Origin of the sequence: Undibacterium sp. CCC3.4 (assembly GCF_034347425.1) — a bacterium.
GTDB lineage: Bacteria > Pseudomonadota > Gammaproteobacteria > Burkholderiales > Burkholderiaceae_D > Undibacterium.
Genome location: NZ_CP133779.1, coordinates 223,011 through 243,411, shown reverse-complemented (window position 1 = coordinate 243,411; position 20,401 = coordinate 223,011). Strand labels below are relative to the sequence as shown.

Sequence of the window (20,401 nt, the reverse complement as noted above, 5' to 3'; positions counted from 1 at the left end):
TTTTTTTCAGTTTTTCGTATCGGTGAATATCCATGACGACAGTTCAATCCGCTGTGAACCACCTCGCCATTGCGCGCGAGATTTTATTGACACCCTTTGGTTTGGATGAAACAGCTCTGTCCAAAGTGCTCGGTTCGATGTTTACGCATAAGGTCGATTATGCCGACCTGTATTTCCAATTCACCCGCAGCGAGAGCTGGAGCTTGGAAGAGGGCATCGTCAAGACCGGCAGCTTTTCCATCGACCAAGGGGTGGGCGTGCGCGCCATTTCCGGTGATAAAACGGCCTTCTCTTATTCTGATGAAATTTCCGAGCGCGCCTTGTCCGAAGCCGCCCGCGCTACCCGCACCATCGGTCGCAGCGGCAATGGCAAAATCAAGGTCGCCAGCAGTCTGCAAGATGTGCACGGACGCGATCTGTATCTGCGCGAAGATCCCTTGCTTTCATTAGATGCCACTGAAAAAGTCAATTTACTGGAAAAATTGGAAAAAATCGCTCGCGCCAAAGATCCGCGCATCGTTCAAGTCATGGCTGGTCTGGCCGGCGAATACGATGTGATTTTGGTGGCACGCAGCGATGGCGTCATTGCTGCGGATGTGCGGCCTTTAGTGCGGATTTCGCTGACCGTCATCGCCGAACAGAATGGTCGCCGTGAAATGGGCTCGAGTGGCGGCGGTGGCCGCTATGATTACAGTTACTTTTCCGATGTCTTGCTGGAAAAATTTGCTGATGAAGCCGTCAAATCGGCCTTGGTCAATCTCGATGCCCGCCCGGCACCGGCTGGTGTAATGACGGTCGTGCTCGGCCCCGGTTGGCCTGGCGTGTTGTTGCATGAAGCCATAGGTCATGGTTTGGAAGGCGATTTCAATCGCAAAGGATCGAGCACTTTTTCCGGTCGCATCGGCGAGCGTGTCGCCGCCAAGGGCGTCACCGTAGTCGATGATGGTACCTTGCAAGACCGCCGCGGTTCGCTCAATGTCGATGATGAAGGTAATCCTACCCAGTACAATACCTTGATCGAAGATGGCATACTCAAAGGCTATATGCAGGATACGATGAATGCCCGTCTGATGAAGACCGCCGTGACCGGCAATGCCCGGCGCGAATCATTCGCCCACCTGCCGATGCCGCGCATGACCAATACTTATATGTTGGCCGGCGATAAAGACCCGGAAGAAATTTTGGCGTCGGTCAAACACGGCTTGTATGCGGTCAACTTTGGCGGCGGTCAGGTCGATATCACCAACGGCAAGTTCGTATTTTCTGCCAGCGAAGCCTACATGATAGAAAACGGCAAGATCAGTTATCCGGTCAAAGGCGCTACCCTCATTGGCAATGGCCCCGAGGTATTGAACCACGTTTCCATGATAGGCAATGACATGCGCCTTGATTCAGGTGTCGGCGTGTGTGGCAAAGAAGGCCAGAGCCTGCCGGTCGGGGTCGGTCAGCCTAGTCTGCGGATTGAAGGTTTGACGGTCGGCGGTACGGCCTGATGCTTGGCGCGCTGGATGGGAGGAATCGACTATGTTTGTGATCGCCGTCGTCTCGGCCAAGGGTGGGGTGGGCAAAACCACGGTGTGCGCTAATCTGGCGGCGGCCTTGCATGCGCGCGCGCAGCCGGTGCTGGCGATCGATCTCGACCCGCAAAATGCCTTGCAATGGCACTTGGGCGGGCTCGACCAAAATGATTGCAAAGGTATCAGCGCCTTGACCGGTAACCGCACACGCTTGGCCGGCGTTAGCCATGTCAGCCCGTTTGCTGGCAGCTTCGTGCCTTACGGTAATGGTGGTGAGGCGCGCCGGCTACGTTTTGAACGCGATCTCGAACAGCGCGATGATTGGTTGCGAAATAAATTACACAGCGCCAATTTAGCCCCTGACACCATCGTCTTGCTCGACACGCCGCCAGGGCCGTCGATTTATCTTAAACAAGCCATGCAGGCAGCCGATTTTCTGCTCGTCGTTGTGCTGGCCGATGCGGCCTCGTATTCGACGCTGCCGGAAATGGAAGCTTTGATCGCGAGCTACCGTGGCAGCAGCGTCGCCTCGGCTTATCTGCTCAATCAAAGTAATGCGCGCATGCTGGGACAAGATGTGCTGACCTTGATGGCCGATCGTCTTGGTGAGCGTATGCTGCCCTTCGTTGTGCCCGATAGTGCCGCAGTCGAAGAGGCGCTGGCATACGAACGCCCGGTCGTGCTGTACCAAAGTCATGATCCGGCCGCCATCAATTTACAAGCCATTGCCGATTTTTTGATTCGTACCGTGGGCTTGCATCCGCGTCTTTCCTAAGTCTACTTCCTTCCCCGATGCGGGAAGGAAGTAGATCGCGTCATTTTTGTTTGATTAAAATCAAAATAAAATTTGCGCTTTGCTCACACTGCTGTGCCGCATAATTCCAGTGTTTTTCTCTTCCAACTCCACAGTATTGACCTGTCGCAGCACGTTAATCGTGTGTGTGCGAGCACTCGCGTCCACCGGTAGTTGCCGTAAAGTAAGAGTATTTCACCGAAAATGCCGTGATTTGCGGTGATAGCTATGAGGAAGCTTAGCTTTTTCAGCAAATTTTTCCTGATTATAGATTGTTGACATTTAAGTACTGCAGATTGCTGGACGGCCATTGATACCAAGTGGTAAAGTTGTAGACATGTTGTAACAGTTCGTAATATAAAAAATATTCTCTTAACAAGAACAACTTCCATTAAAGAAAAGCTGAATCCAGTCATGAATAACCTTGGATATTACGAAATACAGCAGTGTTCTCAGCAGTGGCGAATTTTCTTGCATGCCTTTGCCAGCCAATTTTCCAGCAAAGCCGAACCGGCCGAGCTGCGTGCGTTTATGCATGATTTGGGTCGAACCATGGCACAGAGCTTGCCGGTTACCGACGGCAGCAGTTTGCCGGCGCTGGCGGCGGCTATGAATGTGATGTGGGCGCAATTGAATTGGGGTTGGGTCGAGTTGATCGAGGAAGCCGACAGTTTGCAAGTCGCTCACCATGCCTCACCGCTGAAAGCGGCGTTTGGTGAAGCCGCACTGGAATGGTCGCCGGCTTTGATCGAAGGAATTTACGCACAATGGTTTGAAGGTTTGGGCATGGACCCTAGCCTGCATTTGGTGCAACGCGGCGCGGTGTTGGAAGACGGTCAGTTATTCGTCTATGAGCTAAAAAAACAACATGAGACACCCGCGTATTTTACCCGTCGTTGAATCTCGCCTCTGGGCGACACAAAGAAACAGGGCAAGTGACTATTATGGATGATGACGTAAAAAATCTTTTTCAAAAATTCGGCCAATCGGCGGCTGGTTATCAAGAAATTAATCGCCAGGCCGAAACGGAACAGGCGAAACAGCGCTGGCCCTTGCTGCGCGACGTGCGCGTGCATGCGCTGCCAGAGCCGGAGCCGGAAGCGGACCAGGTAGCGCTGGCTGAGCCAGTCGCGTGCCCGGTGCTGCGCACGCTACCGAGCGTAGCGACCGCTGTGGCTGCCCTTCATGCCGAGCCATTCGTGCGCAGTGTTGTTTCTGCTCCTGCTCCTGCTCCAGCTCCAGCCGCAGCTACAGCTACAGCTCAAGCTACAGCTCCGACCGCCAAGGCCGGCAGTTTGGCCAGCGTGTTTGCACGTTTGGCCAAACCGAACTTGCCTGTGCAAAATGAGCCGGCCGTGTCATCGTTTTTCAAAAAAATCTTCCAGTCATGAGGATTGTTGCTGTCATTTCTCCTAAGGGTGGCGTCGGCAAGACCACCGTGACAGCTAATTTGGCCGCGTCGCTGGCGCGTTTGGGCGCACGTGTCAGCGTTCTCGATCTCGATCCTCAAAATGCCTTGCGCTTGCATTTTGGCATGCCTTACGACCAGCAGGGCGGGATTGCCGGCCAAGATGCGCAAGGCCGGCCCTGGCGCGAAGTGTTGTATGAAAGTGCCTTTGGCGTTGATTTCATACCATATGGGACGATCACCGAGAAACAGCGCGACCAGTTCGAAGCCGGCATACGTCAGCAGCCGGACTGGTTGGCGACGCGGCTGGCAGCAATGCAGCTTGATGACAATGCCGTCTTGCTGATCGATACGCCACCGGGACCTAGCCTCTATTTACAGCAAGTATTGAATGTCGCCAATGTCGCGCTGGTGGTTCTGCGCGCCGATGCCGCTTCGTACTCGACGGTGCCGGCGATCGAAGCCTTGCTGGCGTATTACACCGGTAAACGCAGCAATTTTTTTGGTTATTGCTATGTGGTGAATCAAATGGATGCGTCAAAGCAACTTTGTCGCGATGTGGTCGGCATGTTGCGTAGTGATTTGGGGGCGCGTTTTGTGTCGGCAACGATACACCGCGATGAAGCGGTCAGTGAAGCACTGGCCTGTCAGTCGCCGGTGGCGTACTATGCCAAACATAGTTCGGCCACCCATGATGTTGAACAACTGTCGATCTGGTTACAGAAAAATTTCGGATTGGTGGACTGATGCGCTCGATTCTCAATTCTCGCTATTTGTACGGACGGCTCAATGAACTCGGCCTGGCACTGGTCAACTGGCCCGGCTGGGAACGCAGAGTGCCGCGCGCGCTGGCCTTGTTAGTGGCGGCTTTGTTGTACTGGACCGCCATCAGCATTCCTATGGAATTGCCGCTGCAAGCTTTTTTTTCCGCCATCGTGTTTGGTATCGCGCTGTATTTACGACGCTATACCGGCACCTTGGTGTCGCTCATCATGGTGATGTTTTCAGTCAGCGCGACGAGCCGCTACATTTACTGGCGCATCAATTACACCATAGGCACAGAGAATCTGCTCGACTTGTTTTTCGCCTTGGTGCTGATTATGGCCGAGGTTTATGCTTGGCTGGTACTGTTGCTCGGCTACGTGCAAACGGCTTGGCCGCTCAAGCGCAAACCGGTACTGATGCCGGCCGATGTCAGCAGTTGGCCGGTGATCGACTTGTTCATTCCGACGTATAACGAAGACATCAGCGTGGTCAAGCCGACCGTGATGGCGGCCATGGGGATAGACTGGCCGCGCGAGAAACTCAATATCATTATTCTCGACGATGGGCGTCGTCCTGAGTTTGCCGTTCTGGCAGCCAGCTTAGGTGTGGAATGCTACACCCGGGCTGACAATAAACATGCCAAGGCCGGCAATATCAATGCAGCACTCAAGCGCACTTCGGGCGAATTCGTCGCCATTTTCGATTGTGATCACATGCCTACCCGTTCGTTTTTGCAGTATGCGATGGGCTGGTTTTTGGTCGACCCGAAGTTGGCGATGGTGCAGACACCCCATCATTTTCTCTCACCCGATCCGTTCGAACGTAATTTGCAAACCTTCCGTGACGTCCCCAATGAAGGCGAGTTGTTTTATGGTTTGATACAAGATGGCAATGATCTTTGGAATGCCACTTTTTTCTGCGGTTCCTGCGCTATTTTGCGTCGTTCCTGTCTGGAAGAAATCGGCGGTATTGCCGTCGAAACGGTGACCGAAGATGCCCATACTGCGCTTAAAATGCAGCGACGTGGATATAACACCGCGTATCTGTCTTTACCGCAGGCGGCTGGCTTGGCGACTGAAAGTTTGTCTGCCCACGTCGGGCAAAGGATACGCTGGGCGCGTGGGATGGCGCAGATTTTCCGTACCGATAATCCCTTGTTCGGCAAGGGACTGAGTTTCGGACAACGACTCTGCTACAGCAACGCCATGCTGCATTTTTTCTATGGTTTGCCGCGCATGGTATTTTTGCTGGCGCCGATTTCCTATCTGTTTTTCGAAGTGCATATCATTAAAGCTTCGGCCTTGTCGATTGCCGCCTATTCGCTGCCGCATTTGTTACATGCCAATTTAACCAACTCGCGCATTCAGGGCGCGCACCGCCATTCCTTCTGGGCCGAAGTGTATGAAGCCACGCTGGCTTGGTATATTTTTCGCCCGACCTTGGTCGCGCTGGTCAATCCCAAGCTTGGTACCTTCAACGTGACCGCCAAGGGTGGTTTAGTACAGGAAGAGCATTTCGACTGGGTGATTTCGAAACCGTATCTGGTGATGCTGGGCTTGAATGTACTGGGCTTTTTGATCGGCATCGGGCGAGCGATCTGGTGGAATACCTACGAGCTTGATACCGTGATTTTGAATATGCTCTGGACCATTTATAACCTGGTCATACTCGGTGCCACCTTGGCCGTGGCGACGGAATCGAAGCAGGTGCGCCGCACCCATCGCGTGCGGGCCTATCTGAACGCCACACTGCGGCTGGAGAATGGCCATTCGGTAGTTTGCCAGACCGAAGATTTTTCCATGGGCGGCATGTCCCTGCGCGTGCCCGATGGGTTTGCGATGAAAAAGAATGAACAACTGCATGTGTCACTGTATGGCACCAGTGGTGAATGCCTGTTCCCCGCCAAAGCGATTTTTGCCAAGCAAAATATTCTCAGCGTGCAATTTCTTGAACTCAGCATCCAACAAGAAATGGATTTGATCAGTTGTACGATAGGGCGCGCCGATGTCTGGCTCAATTGGTCGGAAAACCGGAATATCGATCAACCGCTCAATGGTTTGAAAGAAATTGCTTTTCACAGTATTCAAGGATTCACTCGGTTTGGCACCGGCCTCAAGCAATATTGGGACACGCAATCGGAACAACAGAAAATATTAACGGAAACGACGATCATGAAAAAAAATAAAATCAAATGGCCGTGGAAACGCGCCACCGGCGCTGCCCTCGCCATCGCTGTCGGCTTGACGGCGGGCGTACCTGAGCAAGCCTACGCTGCATCGAAGCGTCACCAAGCCGAAGCGGCCGCGGCCGCGGCCGCCGATGCGACGGCGGCAACGGCGGCAACGGCCGCAACTACGGTAGCGACCGCCGTCGCTGGCCCGGTCAGCGGCCAGACCATCTATAAACTCAGCCTCAAACAAATGGGGCAGGGCAGTAACATCGAATTGCGCGGTATTGAGGGTGAGCGCTCATTTCCATTTACCGTGCGCAGTGATGAAGTGATCACGGCAGCGCGCATCCGCTACGGCTTGGCGTATTCGCCGGCGCTGCTGCCCGATTTGTCGCATCTTAAAGTGTCGGTGAATAATGAACTCATCAGCGTGGTGCCGCTGCCAAGAGAAACCGCCAAAGGCATCATCCGCGACGAGGTGATCGATCCACGCTTTTTTACCGATTTCAATCAACTCAGTTTTAAACTCATCGGCCACTATTCACGCGAATGTGAAGATCCGTATCACTCCAGCCTGTGGGCACAGCTGAGCAATACCAGCTATTTGGAATTGACGGTCAGTCCTATCGAGCTGGCGAATGATCTGGCCTTGTTGCCTGGCCCCTTCTTCGATAAGCGCGATGCGCGTTTGTTAGAATTGCCATTTGTTATGCCGGCCCAGGCTTCACTCGAGATGCTGCGTAATGCCGGTGTGGTGGCATCGTGGTTCGGCCACCTTGCGGCTTACCGTGGCGCGCGTTTTCCGGTCGCCAGCGAAGGTTTACCTAAAACGCATGCGATCGTCTTTGCCACCAGCAAAGAAGCACCCGTCGGGATACAGTTACCGGTCATAAATGGTCCGAGCTTGATGGTCGTCGCCAATCCAGCCAATCCGAAAGCCAAACTCTTGTTGGTCTTGGGGCGCGATCAAAATGAATTGAAAATTGCGGCACAAGCGCTGACTCTGGGTCAGAGCGTATTGTCCGGCCCTAGCGCCGTCATCAATAACTATAAAGAACCGCATGCCCGCTTGGCCTATGATGCGCCGAACTGGCTGCCGACCAATCGTGCGGTTAAGCTCGGTGAACTGTTGCCGCTGGAAAGCTTGCAAGTCAGTGGTCTGACCCCGGATTTAATTCGCATCAATATGCGCGTGGCACCCGATCTGTTCACCTGGCAACGTGATGGCGTGCCTATCGATTTACGCTATCGTTTCACGCCGCGTCCATCGGTCGATAAGTCTACCCTCAACATCGGTATCAATGATGGTTTCGTGCGGGCTTTGTCTTTATCGGGCGCAGAAATTGAAAAAGGCAAGATCAAAGAATCGGTGATGTTATTCTTCAAGGATGGTCATCGTTTTGCCCAAGAAGAAGTGCAATTGCCAATCTTCCGCATCGGCGCGGAAAATCAATTGCAATTCCATTTCTTTTACGATTACCCGAAACAGGGTGCCTGTAAAGATGTGTATCTCGATAATGTACGCTCGGCCATCGATTCCGATTCCACCATCGATTTTTCCAACATGCCGCATTACGCTGCCTATCCGAATTTGGCCTATGTTGCCAACGCCGGCTTTCCGTTCACCAAATACGCCGATCTCTCCGGTACCGCCATCGTCATGCCTGATCGCGCCAGCAATCAAGAAATCGAAACCTACCTTAATCTCATGGGGCGCATGGGTGAGTCGACCGCTTATCCGGTAACCAACAACACGGTGATACGTGGCAGCGATGTCGAGAAACACAGCGACCAGGATTTGATCATCATCGCCACCAATGGCAATCAAGCCCTGCTCAAGCAATGGGCCAGCTATATGCCGCTGAGCATGGATGAGACGGGCAATCATCTGCAATTGCCACGCGGATTCATGCGCTACTTGGCACGTTGGAATGGTAAGGATATCGACGACGTCGAACGCCGCTCCGGTGAGATGTTGGCCAAGACCGGCAATGGCTTCGGTGCGATGATGCAGTTTGCTTCACCCTTGTCGAGTGAACATAGTGTCGTGGTGCTTACTGCCGGTGCGGCAGAACATTTACGCGATTTGACCGATGCCTTGACCCAGCCTGATTTACGCAGCAAGTTTCAGGGTGATTTGGTGCTGGTCAAAGGCGATCACATCGAGCATGTCTTGATCGGCGATACCTACTATGTCGGCAGCTTGCCATTATGGACCTGGGTGAAGTGGACTTTGTCGACACAACCTGTGTTGCTGATCATCTTCCTGCTGCTCGCTTCGCTGATTGCCGCGACGATGTTGTTCCGCTTTTTGCGTAAAAAAGCAGCCCAGCGTTTGCAGGCCGGGCAAGATGTCGAATAAATGACACGTTTATGCGGCCGTCGCGAGGCGGTCGCGTAGTAGAATTGAAGCAATAGAGCGCCGCGCTGCTGCGCCTGCTCATCGCAGTATTTGCTTAATCAACAGGGTGAAATGCATGGTTTTCAAACGAAAAGCGATAGCGCTGGCGTTTTTGGCAATATCGATGGAAGGCACAAGCGCCTTCGCCACCTCAACCCTGCAACAGCAATTGCTGGAACAAGCACAATTTTGGGAGCAGCGCGGACGCGATGACCATGCCGCCGATGCCTGGGCCAAGTTGCTCAAGGTCGATCCCGACAATCTTCAGGCATTGGTTGCCGTCGGTATGCAAGCTGCGCGCAGCGGCAATCCCGAGCAAGCCAAAATCTGCCTGGCCAAATTACGCAGTCTCAATGCCAGTGCCTCTCAACAGCGCTTGGTGGAAGAGGCGCTGCGGCGCGGACCGGTCAGCGCCGGCCGTCAGCTCGATGATGCGCGACGCTTGGCGCGCCAAGGCGACAGCGAGGCGGCAGCCGACAGTTTCCGTTTGCTCGGCGATCCGAGTCGCCTCAAGGGCGATGCGGCGCTCGAATATTATCAAGTACTGGCTGGTACCAAGAGTGGCTATGACGAAGCCCAGCGCGGCTTGGAAAAACTCAGTAAAGACACCCCGGCCAACCTGCGCTATGCGCTGGCCTATGCCCAAGTACTCAGTTATCGCCAAGTCAGCCGAGTCAGCAGCCTTGGTTTGTTGGAAAGTTTAAGCAGCAAGCCTGAAGTGGCCACGGCTGCCACTGCCGCCTGGCGTCAGGCGTTGAGCTGGATGGGTTTGGAAGCGGGCAACAGTAAATTTTTCCGTGCTTACTTGGAGCGTCATCCGGGCGACCAAGCCATCGCCGACAAACTCGCGGCATTGGCACGGCAGAGCAAAGAAACGGCGCTCGAAAGTCGCCGCACCGGCAATAAGCCGGAGCGTAGCAAAGCGCCGGAGGTCAATATTTCCTCGGCCGGCTTTAAGGCGCTCGATGCCAATGATTTGGCTTTGGCGGAAAAAGAATTTCAAACCCTCATCAAACGCCATCCTAAAGATCCGGTTGGTCATGGCGGCATGGGCTTAGTAAAAATGCGCCAAGAAGAATTCATCGCGGCGCGAAAATATTTGCTGCAAGCCACACGTCTCGGTGGTGCCAAGGGCCAAGCCAACTGGCACCAAGCGTATGACAGCGCCAATTACTGGGCCATCATCGAAGAGGCGCGCAGCGCCTTCGAAGATGCCGACAGCGCTAAAGGTATCGCCTTGCTGCGCAAAGCGATAGCCCTCAATGGCAAAGAGCCGTCCGGGATTTTGCAATTGGCCGACGCCTTGCAGGCTGAAAATGATATGGCCGGTGCCGAAGCAAATTTCAAACAGGTCTACAACGAAGACAAAACTAATATGCGTGCGCTCGATGGCTTGATCGGCGTGTATGTATTACAAAAGCGTTTGAAAGATTTGGAAGCGCTGAGCCCATCGATGTTGCCGCGCCATTTCGCCATTTTGGCTAATTTGAAAGCCGAAGAATTTTCTGCCACGGCGAAACGCTTGTTGGCTGCCGGTGATCTCAACGGCGCCCAAGCTGCGCTTGAAGATGCGATTTTGGTCAAACCGGAAGATGCTTGGTTGCGTATGTCTCTGGCCAAAATCTACTTGCAGAGAAATATGCCTGCGCAGGCACAAGCCTTGCTCGATGCCCTCACCAATGTTGCCAAACCGGATCCCGAAGCCCTGTATGTCAGTGCCTTGCTCAGTCAAATGCAGCAATTGTGGTGGGAAGGTTTGATGACGCTGGAGCGCGTGCCGGTCGCTGCGCGTAAGGGCGAATTATTGGCCTTGCAGAAGCGCTTGTGGATACACGTACAGCTGGATCGCTTGGAATTGTTGAGCGCCCGCGGCAACAGCGCCGAAGTGAACAAAATTCTGTTGGCGATCGAAGCTGCCGCTGGCAAAGAGCCTGAATATCTTGGCACAGTCGCGGCGCTGTATATCCGCCTCGGCGACGCCGAGCACGGCTTGGCGATGATGCGACAGGCGGTACAGGAGAGCCCGAAGCCGAGCGCCGAATTGTTGCTTGCCTACGGCAGCACGCTGATGCAAATGAACCAAGAAGCCGAGCTCGATGCCGTCATGCGCAGGGTAGCGGCGCTGCCGAAACTGAGCGAAGCAGAGGTGCGCACATTCCGCCAATTACAAAAAGCTTTGTCCATGCGCTATGCGGAACGCAGCCGTGAGGCCGGCGATTATGCCGCTGCCTATACCTATTTACAGCCCTTGCTGATCAGCGAACCACAAGACCCGCTGCTCTTGCTGGCCTTGGCGCGCATCTATGCCTCGGCCGGTGAGGCCGATGTTGCAAAAACTCTGTATTTGCAAGTGTTACAGACTGAACCGAATAACCCGGAAGTGTTGCAAGGCTTGCTGTTCGCTGCCATGTCGCTGAAAGATTATGACGGTGCCGAACAACAGCTGGAAAAATTACTGCGCTTGCAGCCCGATAATCCGCGTTTCATTGCCTTGGCTGGTAATGTCGCGCGTGCGCGTGGTCAGAATGGCCGCGCACTCGACTACTTCAAACGAGCGCTGGCACTGGAACAAGCGCGCCGTCCGCTGGCCGGCCGCGGCGTGGATGGACTGCGCTTGGTCGCCACGGTGCCGGTGGCCAATGATTTCAAACTCAATCCCTTCGCGCTTGCCGGCAGCACGCCGCCAGCCGCTGGGCCACAGCTGAAACAAGTGCCGCAATTGTCCGCGCAATACGCGGTGGCGAACTTGCCTGCGGCTGCATTGCCAAGCGCTGCGCCGGCACCAACTGGCGCGCGGCTAGCGGCCGTCGCGCCGCTGCCGGCTCCGCTCAGCGTGCCAGTGTTGCCGGCCGCCAGCGTGGCCCCGCAGAGTGTAGCGCCGCTACTGATCGTGCCAAACCCGGCAATCACGCCAAGCTTACCAAGCGCAGCGCGCTCTGGCCTGAATGCCGTCGCTCCGGCCTTGCTACCAGCCTTGGCACCAGTTGCGACTGCAGCTCCAGTGTCAGCTTCAGTCGCCAGTCCACTCAATAGCCGCGCCGCGACGCGCCGCTACAGCCAAGGCTACAGCAGTTCGGTGAGCCCGGAAGAAGCCGCTTTGATCAAAGAAATTGATGATCTGTCAGCGTTGAATCGCTCGGAGGTCACGCTGGGCTTGGCCGCGCGTGCGCGCAGCGGCCAGAGTGGCTTGTCGCAGCTCAAGGATATTGAAACCCCACTCGAAGTACAGCTTTCCACCCTCTCGGCCGGTCAATTTGGTTTGAAAATCATCCCGGTACTGGTCGATGCCGGGACGCTAAACCTCAACGATAGCGGCGTGGCCGGTTTGTTTGGCCGTAATACGGTGATCAATGGCCAAGCGACGATTGCCAAATTACCGCTGACCAGCGTTGCGGCTCAGCAAGGTTTATCGAACGCGGCGAGCATCAGCCAAGTTGCCAAAGGCGTGGCCTTGAGCCTCAGTTATCAGCTCAGCGGCTTCAAGGCCGATCTCGGCAGTAGTCCGATAGGCTTTCCTATCCGCACCGTCGTCGGTGGCTTGCGCTGGAGCGATCAGATTGAGTCTTGGAATTACAGCATCGAGGTGGCCCGCCGCTCAGTCACCGACAGTTACCTCTCCTATGCCGGAGCAAAAGACAGTCTGTATGGCTTGAGCTGGGGCGGGGTGAGCAAGAATGGTGTCCGTCTGGAAACGGCTTACGATACCCCCGAAGGCGGGCTGTATCTCGGTGCCGGCTTGGCGCGTCTGAGCGGCACCAATGTGCTGAGCAACCGCGTGTTCGATTTGGGCGGTGGCATTTACTGGCGTGCGTATCGCCGCAGCGATATGTTGGTCACGACCGGCTTGGGCTTGACCAGCATGTTTTATCAAAAGAACTTACAGAATTTCACTTACGGCAATGGCGGCTACTTCAGCCCGCAATCGTATGTAGCGCTCAATCTGCCGGTGGAAGTCAGTGGTCGCTCTGGCAAGCTGGCTTACCAGCTTGGCGCTGCGATCGGTATCCAGCATTTCCGCAGCGATGCCGCACCGTATTATCCGCTCGTCAGTGCCGATCAGACGGCTTTGGAACTATTTGTCGCCGCTAATCCCGGCAGCAATCTTTCCAGTACCTATGCCGCTGCTTCGCATACCGGCTTACAATATAAACTCGGGGCTGCGCTGGAATACCTGCTGACGCCACAATTTGCGCTCGGTGGCCGCCTCTCGGTCGATAACTCCGGTGATTTCACCGATGCCGCCGCCTTGCTGTATCTGCGCTACACCTTCGAGCCGCGCCGCGGGCCGGTGGCATTTCCTCCGGTCGCACCAAAACCGTATTACCAGGGAAACTAGGTATGACTCTCCATACATTGATACGCCTTTGTACTTGCTTATTCGCCGCGTTACTCTTGCCGGTAGCGGCGGCTGATTTACAAAGCGAAGGCCGGGTCTTGTTGTCGCAAGGCGATAACTTGGCAGCCAGCAAGAAATTTTCCGAAGCGGCCAAACAAAACCCCTTTGATGGGGCCGCGCTCAACAACCAAGCGCTGGCTTATGCGGCTCAGGGCGAGTATGAACAGGCGCTGGCACTGCTGGAGCGTGCCGTGCGCGTGAGTCCGCAACGCGCCGACATCGCCGCTAATCTGCAGGAGATGCGGCAGTGGATCGCGCGCCATGCTCCTTCCGTTGGCATGGTAGCCAAGAGCACACCGATCATCAATGTGTATCCCGACAGCACGAACGATCTGCCGCCGGAACCACCGGCACTCTGGAAAAAATAAAATGAATTGCCTCAAATCGCTAATCTGCCCTTGCTAATTGCCGCGTTTTAATGCAATATCAGAGCATCATTTTGACCACTTTGTCAGAATTAAATACCGACAACCGAGATCAGCTCCTAATTTTATGAAGTTCGCACATTTTTTCTTTTTTTACTTTAGCTATTCCCAGCCTCAGGCGGACGGAAGAAGGTAATCGTGCAAAGAAAAACAGCCGAACCGAATTTCTGAAAAAACCGCCGTTACCGGCGGTTTTTTTTTGCCATCGATTTTGAATGAAGACTGACGATTTATTTTTGAACACTATCCGCAATTAACTGGAGAAAACATGCAACGCACTGATGACTTACGCATACGCGAAATGAAAGAACTGTTGCCGCCGTCGCATCTGATCCGCGAATTCGGCTGCTCCGACAAAGCCTCGGAAACAGCCGCCAATGCGCGCACCGCGCTGCACAGAATTTTGCATGGACAAGACGATCGCCTCATGGTGGTGATCGGTCCGTGTTCGATTCATGATACCGCCGCTGCCATGGAGTACGCGCGCCGTCTGGCGGCTGAGCGTGGCCGTTTTGCCGGTGAACTCGAAATCGTCATGCGTGTGTATTTCGAGAAGCCGCGCACCACGGTTGGCTGGAAAGGCTTGATCAACGATCCGTATATGGATAACAGCTTCCGCATCAATGATGGTTTGCGTATCGCGCGCGAATTGCTGCTCAATATCAACGAACTCGGTTTGCCGGCCGGTACAGAATATCTTGACGTCATCAGTCCGCAATACATCGCCGATCTCATCAGTTGGGGTGCCATCGGTGCCCGCACCACCGAGTCGCAAGTCCATCGTGAATTGGCTTCCGGCTTGTCCTGCCCGGTAGGATTTAAAAACGGTACCGATGGCAATGTCAAAATCGCGGTCGACGCCATCAAGGCTTCATCGCAGCCGCATCACTTTTTGTCGGTGACCAAGGGCGGCCATTCGGCCATTGTCTCCACCAATGGCAATGAAGATTGCCACATCATACTGCGCGGCGGAAAAACGCCGAACTACGATGCCGCCAGCGTCGATGCAGCGTGCAAAGATATCGCTGCAGCCGGCTTGGCTGCGCGCTTGATGATCGATGCATCGCATGCCAACAGTTCTAAAAACCCGGCCAACCAAATTCCGGTGTGCAGCGATATCAGCCGTCAAGTCGCTGGCGGTGACAGTCGTATCGTTGGGGTCATGATTGAATCGCATCTGGTGGCCGGCCGTCAAGACCTGGTGCTTGGAAAAGAATTGGTGTATGGCCAGTCAGTGACCGATGGCTGTATCGCTTGGGAAGACAGCGTGACGGTGTTGGAAGAGTTGGCACAAGCGGTTAAACAACGCCGTTTGCTGCAAGCGGCAGCTTGATCAACAATCTGACTAGGGTTTGAAACCCCGGCCTTCAGAGGCTGTCGCAAAAGGGTTTTCAGTCTGCATCATTACCCTAACCGCCCGTAACGTCGTTCCTGCGCGCATTTGGCAGGAATCCAGCGGCGTTCGTGGTTAACTGAAAATGCCAGAAATTGTGGCATTTTCAGTGTAAAAAACGACACTAGGTTCCCGCCAAAAGCACGCGGGAATGACGAGGTATACGGTGTTTCAGGTGTAAAAAAAGCGTCCATCAGGCTTTTGCGACAGCCTCTTTTGGCCGGTGAGCGACGAAGGAGCGACGCGATGAGAGGGGATGCAAACCCCTTCCAGAGTCTTTTCCATCGTCGCTTGCGACGATCCATTAAGTTGTTGTATCTGGCCTTGGCATGCTGCGCTGCGCGGTACGCCGGGGCCGATTTTTTCAGAAAATTCCTACGCAAGTTTTATTTGACTGTGATGACAATATCGATAAAATTCCAGTGAGAGCTTTGCTGGGAATTTTAAAAATATTGCCAAAAAACACTTAAATCGACACTTTGCCAGCGTCGTTGGTGGGGCTGCTGCTGGCATGATGGGCGGTGCGGCGAGTCAGGTGCAAGCTTGGTACTGACATGTATTTCCTCGGGAGCCGTTCATGTACCGTGAACTTTTTTTCTTTGCGCTGATCGCTTTGAATAATCTGGTTTTGTTCGTGTGCCTACCGAAGTGGCGTGACAGCCGCTATCTGCCTGTTGCCGGCGTAATTGTGTTCCTTCTGTTTATCGCCGGGCACCTGTGTTTGCATGCCGGCAGTGAGCTCAGTATGCTGGCGCGGGTGGGTAGAGGTAGTGCGCACGGCAGCTTGGTTTTATTGTTGTGCTACTGGTCGCTGCGCACTTGGAAACGCGCATCTTGAGCAGCGCCGCGTGCGTGCTCAGAAACGTTTGGTCAGCGTCATTTGTTCGCCTTCGCGGCGCATGTCCAGTCGGTTCAGCAGCGACATGCCTAGCAGTGGTGTTGTCAAGCCGGTTTCAATCACGGCAGCGTCAATCTGATGCAATTCCATGTCAGCGATTTTAATTGAGTCAAGCTTGATCATATACGTGCCGACCACACCGTTGGCCGTGTTCGAGTAGCTGCGTTTGCCGCTGCGATAATTGATACCCATACGTTTGGCATCGGCCGCCGGCAGGGTGACGAAGCTCGCACCGGTATCGACCATCATCGTCAAGGCCACACCATTGACCGTGGCCGCGGCGATGAAGTGACCATGTTCATTTTGCTGCAAGATCACGCTGGTCCGCGCGCTGGCCGTTGCGCGGTGCTCGCTCTGACCTATCTGTAATTGGTAAGACTTACCATTGCTGGTGATCGTGGCGGAATCGCGATCGGCCGCGAGCAATTTGGTATCGGCACTGAGCATGCTGCCGACTGCATAGGCTTTCGGTGCGGCACCGTCGACCACCAGAATCGCTTTGCCGGGAAACAGACCGACCAAGCCGACCTCGCTCGCCGCTGCTGTGCCTGTTGTTGCCATTGGCATCAACAGGCACAGCAGCGTGCCAGCGCTGCGCAGTGGGCTTGGTTTACTCGCTATCATCGCGCCGGCTACCAAGACTTAATCGCGGAAGTTATTGAATTCCAGCGGCAAATCTTTGATTTCTTTGCGCAGCATCGCCATCGCTTCTTGCAGATCATCGCGCTTGGCACCCGTTACGCGCACAGCGTCACCTTGTATGCTTGCTTGCACCTTGATTTTACTTTCTTTAATCACTTTGACGATTTTTTTGGCATCATCGCTCTCGATACCATTTTTCACCTTGATGACTTGTTTGACCTTGTCGCCGCCGATTTTTTCTACTTTGCCCATATCGAGAAAACGCACGTCGACTTTGCGTTTGCCCAAAGTTTGAGTGACTTCGATGATGATTTGATCGAGATGGAAATCGGAATCGCCGAACAGAATGATTTCGCGTTCTTTTTCCTTGAGTTCAATTTTTGCACTGGTGCCTTTGAGATCAAAACGGTTGGCGACGACTTTATTGGATTGCGTCACAGCGTTTTTGACTTCTTCCATGTTGGCTTCGGATACGGTGTCGAATGAGGGCATGAGGATTCCTATTTAGTCTTTCAATGTTCCCCATTTTATCAAATGCCGGGCCACTGCAAAGCCTAAGCGTTATAATTTCACGCATATGACGACTTTTCTCCCGCTTTCTCACGATGTTTCGCTGCAAAGCTTCAATACCTTCGGGATTGCAGCCTGCGCCAAGCTGTATTTACCCATTTCTGAACGTGCCCAGTTGGTGGCCTTGCACGACGATGCCCGTCTCGCTGCACTGCCGCGCTTGCTGCTCGGTGGTGGCAGTAATCTGGTCTTATCCGACCAAGTCGATGCTTTGGTGCTGCATATGCGCTTGCAAGGCATACGAATTTGCGCGCAAGACAGCGACTTCACCTACGTCCAAGCGGCCGCCGGTGAAAGCTGGCATGGCTTGGTGGAGTGGACGCTGGCACACGGTTTGGCTGGCTTGGAAAATCTCTCGCTGATTCCCGGCACCGTCGGCGCCGCACCGGTGCAAAACATCGGTGCCTATGGGCTTGAACTCAAAGATGTCTTGCACGAACTTGAAGTCTATGATTTCGCCACGGGTGCGTGGCGCATCATGGCGCGTGCCGAATGCCAATTTGCCTATCGCGAAAGTATTTTCAAACAAGCTTTGCGCGATCGCGTGGCCATCGTCAGTGTGACGCTGGCTTTGCCGCGGCGCTGGCAGCCGCAACTCGGGTATGCCGATTTACAGCAAAGTATTGCAGCGCTGGGGCCGCACGTGACGGCCGCGCAAATCAGCGCGGCCATCAGCGCGATTCGGCGCGCCAAGTTGCCCGACCCTGCCGTTATCGGCAATGCCGGCAGCTTTTTCAAAAACCCCTTGGTGCCGGCGGCGCAGCGCGCCGCCTTGCTGCAGCGTTGGCCCGAGTTGGTCAGCTATGCGCAAGCCGACGGCAGCTATAAATTGGCAGCCGGCTGGTTGATCGAACAATGCGGCTGGAAAGGGCGTAGCCTCGGTCGCGCGGCCGTTTATGAGAAGCAAGCTTTGGTGTTGGTCAATCGCGGCCATGCCAGTGGTGCGGAGGTAAGGGCCTTGGCACAGGCGGTGCAAGACGATGTCGTCGCGCGGTTTGGTGTGCGCTTGGAGATGGAGCCGGTATTTGTGTGATCCTCATGTAAAAAGGGGAGCGATGCTCCCCTTTTTTTGTTCCTTCGTGCTTGGCTATCAAGCCTTGGTTTTGGCTTCCATTTCTTCCCATTTTTCCAAGGCCAGTAACAACTGCCCATCGAGCTCGGCAAAGCGGGTGTTGAGTGCATTGGCTGCATCGGCACCGTTTTTATACAGATCAGGGGCGGCCAGCTTGGCGCTGATGGCCGCTTGTTCGCTTTCGAGTGCTGCGATCAGCTTTGGCAATTCATCGAGTTCGCGCTGGTCTTTGTAGCTGAGCTTCTTGCTTTTGCCAGCGGCGCTGGCCACTGCTGGCGTAGCAAGGCTTTTGGTTTCATTCTTGCTGCTGGTTTTATTCGCCGCCTGCGAACTGGCATAACGTTCCCAATCGCTATAGCCACCGATGAATTCACGCCATTGGCCATCGCCTTCAGCGACGATCACTTGGGTGACGACATTATCGAGGAAGGTACGATCATGGCTGACCAAAAATACCGTGCCGGTATATTCTTCGAGTAATTCTTCGAGCAATTCCAGGGTGTCGATATCGAGATCATTGGTTGGTTCATCGAGTACCAACACATTGGCCGGTTTGGCGAACAAACGCGCCAACAGCAGGCGATTGCGTTCGCCACCGGACAGCGATTTGACCGGCGAGCGCGCGCGTTCCGGGGCGAACAAGAAGTCGCCCAGATACGACATCACGTGCTTGCGCTGACCATTGACTTCAACCCAGTCGCTGCCGGGTGCGATCGTTTCGGCCAGACTGCTTTCTTCATTGAGCTGGGCGCGCATCTGGTCGAAATACGCGATCTGCAAGCGTGCACCTTGCTTCATCATGCCGCTGTCGGGTTGATCTTGGCCGAGTATCATTTTCAGCAGCGTGGTTTTACCGGCACCATTTTGGCCGATCAAACCGACTTTATCGCCACGCATGATGATGCTGGAGAAATCGCGCACGATGACTTTATCGCCGAAAGACTTATTGATATTTTCCATTTCAGCGACGATTTTCCCTGAACGTTCGCCGGAACTGACATCGAGCTTGACCTGACCTTGTTGGTCGCGTCGCACGCCGCGTTGTACGCGCAATTGTTCGAGTCGCTTGACTCGACCTTCATCGCGCACACGGCGCGCCTTGACGCCTTTGCGTATCCAAATTTCTTCCTGCGCTAAGAATTTATCAAACTTGGCGTTTTCCACTTCTTCGACTTCGAGCTGCTCTTCTTTGCGCGTTTGGTAAGTCGTGAAATTACCGGGGAAGGAAGTCAGCTTGCCGCGATCGAGTTCGAGGATGCGGGTAGCGACATTGTCGAGGAAGCTGCGATCATGGGTGATGAAGAGCACGCTGCCCTTGAAATCTTTGAGCAAACTTTCCAGCCATTGTATCGATGAGAAATCGAGATGATTGGTCGGTTCATCGAGCAACAAGACATCGGGCGCACTGACCAAGGCACACGCCAAGGCGACGCGCTTTTTCATCCCGCCTGAGAGCGTTGACATGATGGCGTCTTTGGATAAATTGAGCTTGTCGAGGGTGGTTTCGACTTTATTCCCGAGGTTCCAGGCGTCGGCGGCATCGAGCTTGAGCTGAATCTCGTGCATGCGATCCATCAGGGCTTCGTCATTGTCGCCGCCGAATTGGCCGGTCAGACTTTCATATTCTTGCAACAGACCTGGCAATTCACCCAGTCCGGAAGCGACGGCATCGAAGACGCTGACGGTTTGATCGAATACCGGCTCTTGCTCGACATAGGCGATCTTGATACCTTGCTGCATGACGAGCAAGCCGTCATCGATCTTCGAGGTTTTGGCGATGATCTTGAGTAAAGAGGATTTGCCGGTGCCGTTACGGCCGATCAGGCCGACCCGTTCGCCCGACTCGAGAGAAAACTCGGCGTGATCGAGCAGAGCAACGTGACCGAATGCCAATTGGGCATCGCTTAATGAGATAACTGCCATAAATACCTGTGATACCTGTGAGGTCCGC

At 54.4% G+C, this 20,401-nt stretch carries 14 protein-coding genes; 11 read left to right on the top strand and 3 right to left on the bottom strand.

What is annotated here, in order from left to right; genetic code table 11:
- The first annotated feature begins 32 nt into the window (after positions 1-32).
- The 10 genes from tldD (at position 33) to RHM61_RS01125 (ending at position 16,106) form a co-directional block, all read left to right on the top strand.
- A complete protein-coding gene (tldD, locus tag RHM61_RS01170; protein WP_322249311.1) occupies positions 33-1,493 on the top strand; it encodes a metalloprotease TldD in 1,461 nt (486 codons plus the stop codon).
- Between the two features lie 31 nt (positions 1,494-1,524).
- Positions 1,525-2,292 carry a cellulose biosynthesis protein BcsQ gene (gene bcsQ / locus RHM61_RS01165; RefSeq protein WP_322249310.1) on the top strand — a complete coding sequence of 256 codons (768 nt, stop codon included), beginning with the start codon at positions 1,525-1,527 and terminating at the stop codon, positions 2,290-2,292.
- Between the two features lie 432 nt (positions 2,293-2,724).
- The gene (gene bcsD / locus RHM61_RS01160) at positions 2,725-3,210 is read left to right on the top strand and encodes a cellulose biosynthesis protein BcsD (protein WP_322249309.1); all 486 of its coding nucleotides are present in this window, start codon (positions 2,725-2,727) and stop codon (positions 3,208-3,210) included.
- Positions 3,211-3,254: 44 nt separating this feature from the next.
- Entirely contained in the window at positions 3,255-3,701 is a 447-nt protein-coding gene (gene bcsP, locus RHM61_RS01155; RefSeq protein ID WP_322249308.1) for a cellulose biosynthesis protein BcsP, read from the top strand.
- The gene (gene bcsQ, locus RHM61_RS01150; protein WP_322249307.1) at positions 3,698-4,465 is read left to right on the top strand and encodes a cellulose biosynthesis protein BcsQ; all 768 of its coding nucleotides are present in this window, start codon (positions 3,698-3,700) and stop codon (positions 4,463-4,465) included. Before bcsP ends, bcsQ (RHM61_RS01150) begins: the two co-directional genes overlap by 4 nt.
- Positions 4,465-9,015 (top strand): UDP-forming cellulose synthase catalytic subunit, encoded by a 4,551-nt coding sequence (bcsA, locus tag RHM61_RS01145; RefSeq protein WP_322249306.1) that lies wholly within the window; start codon positions 4,465-4,467, stop codon positions 9,013-9,015. Before bcsQ (RHM61_RS01150) ends, bcsA begins: the two co-directional genes overlap by 1 nt.
- A gap of 115 nt (positions 9,016-9,130) precedes the next feature.
- The gene (locus RHM61_RS01140) at positions 9,131-13,390 is read left to right on the top strand and encodes a cellulose synthase subunit BcsC-related outer membrane protein (protein WP_322249305.1); all 4,260 of its coding nucleotides are present in this window, start codon (positions 9,131-9,133) and stop codon (positions 13,388-13,390) included.
- 2 nt (positions 13,391-13,392) lie between these two features.
- Positions 13,393-13,818 carry a tetratricopeptide repeat protein gene (locus RHM61_RS01135; RefSeq protein ID WP_322249304.1) on the top strand — a complete coding sequence of 142 codons (426 nt, stop codon included), beginning with the start codon at positions 13,393-13,395 and terminating at the stop codon, positions 13,816-13,818.
- 325 nt (positions 13,819-14,143) lie between these two features.
- Positions 14,144-15,208 carry a 3-deoxy-7-phosphoheptulonate synthase AroG gene (gene aroG / locus RHM61_RS01130; protein ID WP_322249303.1) on the top strand — a complete coding sequence of 355 codons (1,065 nt, stop codon included), beginning with the start codon at positions 14,144-14,146 and terminating at the stop codon, positions 15,206-15,208.
- Between the two features lie 637 nt (positions 15,209-15,845).
- Positions 15,846-16,106, top strand: coding sequence for a hypothetical protein (locus RHM61_RS01125; RefSeq protein ID WP_322249302.1), 261 nt, complete (start codon positions 15,846-15,848; stop codon positions 16,104-16,106).
- An 18-nt stretch (positions 16,107-16,124) separates the two neighbouring features.
- On the opposite strand, the gene RHM61_RS01120 is transcribed toward RHM61_RS01125, so the two are convergent.
- Together RHM61_RS01120 and RHM61_RS01115 are read right to left on the bottom strand one after the other, a co-directional pair.
- Positions 16,125-16,790, bottom strand: a complete 666-nt coding sequence (locus RHM61_RS01120) for a retropepsin-like aspartic protease family protein (RefSeq protein WP_322249301.1) — start codon at positions 16,788-16,790, stop codon at positions 16,125-16,127.
- An 18-nt stretch (positions 16,791-16,808) separates the two neighbouring features.
- Complete coding sequence (locus RHM61_RS01115) at positions 16,809-17,300, bottom strand: YajQ family cyclic di-GMP-binding protein (protein WP_322249300.1); 492 nt, start codon at positions 17,298-17,300, stop codon at positions 16,809-16,811.
- A gap of 85 nt (positions 17,301-17,385) precedes the next feature.
- On the opposite strand from RHM61_RS01115, the gene murB reads away from it, so the two are divergent.
- Positions 17,386-18,411 (top strand): UDP-N-acetylmuramate dehydrogenase, encoded by a 1,026-nt coding sequence (murB, locus tag RHM61_RS01110; RefSeq protein WP_322249299.1) that lies wholly within the window; start codon positions 17,386-17,388, stop codon positions 18,409-18,411.
- A 57-nt stretch (positions 18,412-18,468) separates the two neighbouring features.
- Here murB and RHM61_RS01105 read toward each other — a convergent pair whose 3' ends face one another.
- The gene (locus RHM61_RS01105) at positions 18,469-20,373 is read right to left on the bottom strand and encodes an ATP-binding cassette domain-containing protein (protein ID WP_322249298.1); all 1,905 of its coding nucleotides are present in this window, start codon (positions 20,371-20,373) and stop codon (positions 18,469-18,471) included.
- Positions 20,374-20,401: the final 28 nt, after the last annotated feature.

What these genes read in the sequence shown, in the direction of transcription:
- tldD (WP_322249311.1), top strand. Translation starts at nt 33, where the DNA reads ATGACGACAGTTCAATCCGCTGTGAACCACCTCGCCATTGCGCGCGAG.
- bcsQ (WP_322249310.1), top strand. Translation starts at nt 1,525, where the DNA reads ATGTTTGTGATCGCCGTCGTCTCGGCCAAGGGTGGGGTGGGCAAAACC.
- bcsD (WP_322249309.1), top strand. Translation starts at nt 2,725, where the DNA reads ATGAATAACCTTGGATATTACGAAATACAGCAGTGTTCTCAGCAGTGG.
- bcsP (WP_322249308.1), top strand. Translation starts at nt 3,255, where the DNA reads ATGGATGATGACGTAAAAAATCTTTTTCAAAAATTCGGCCAATCGGCG.
- bcsQ (WP_322249307.1), top strand. Translation starts at nt 3,698, where the DNA reads ATGAGGATTGTTGCTGTCATTTCTCCTAAGGGTGGCGTCGGCAAGACC.
- bcsA (WP_322249306.1), top strand. Translation starts at nt 4,465, where the DNA reads ATGCGCTCGATTCTCAATTCTCGCTATTTGTACGGACGGCTCAATGAA.
- RHM61_RS01140 (WP_322249305.1), top strand. Translation starts at nt 9,131, where the DNA reads ATGGTTTTCAAACGAAAAGCGATAGCGCTGGCGTTTTTGGCAATATCG.
- RHM61_RS01135 (WP_322249304.1), top strand. Translation starts at nt 13,393, where the DNA reads ATGACTCTCCATACATTGATACGCCTTTGTACTTGCTTATTCGCCGCG.
- aroG (WP_322249303.1), top strand. Translation starts at nt 14,144, where the DNA reads ATGCAACGCACTGATGACTTACGCATACGCGAAATGAAAGAACTGTTG.
- RHM61_RS01125 (WP_322249302.1), top strand. Translation starts at nt 15,846, where the DNA reads ATGTACCGTGAACTTTTTTTCTTTGCGCTGATCGCTTTGAATAATCTG.
- RHM61_RS01120 (WP_322249301.1), bottom strand. Translation starts at nt 16,790, where the DNA reads ATGATAGCGAGTAAACCAAGCCCACTGCGCAGCGCTGGCACGCTGCTG.
- RHM61_RS01115 (WP_322249300.1), bottom strand. Translation starts at nt 17,300, where the DNA reads ATGCCCTCATTCGACACCGTATCCGAAGCCAACATGGAAGAAGTCAAA.
- murB (WP_322249299.1), top strand. Translation starts at nt 17,386, where the DNA reads ATGACGACTTTTCTCCCGCTTTCTCACGATGTTTCGCTGCAAAGCTTC.
- RHM61_RS01105 (WP_322249298.1), bottom strand. Translation starts at nt 20,373, where the DNA reads ATGGCAGTTATCTCATTAAGCGATGCCCAATTGGCATTCGGTCACGTT.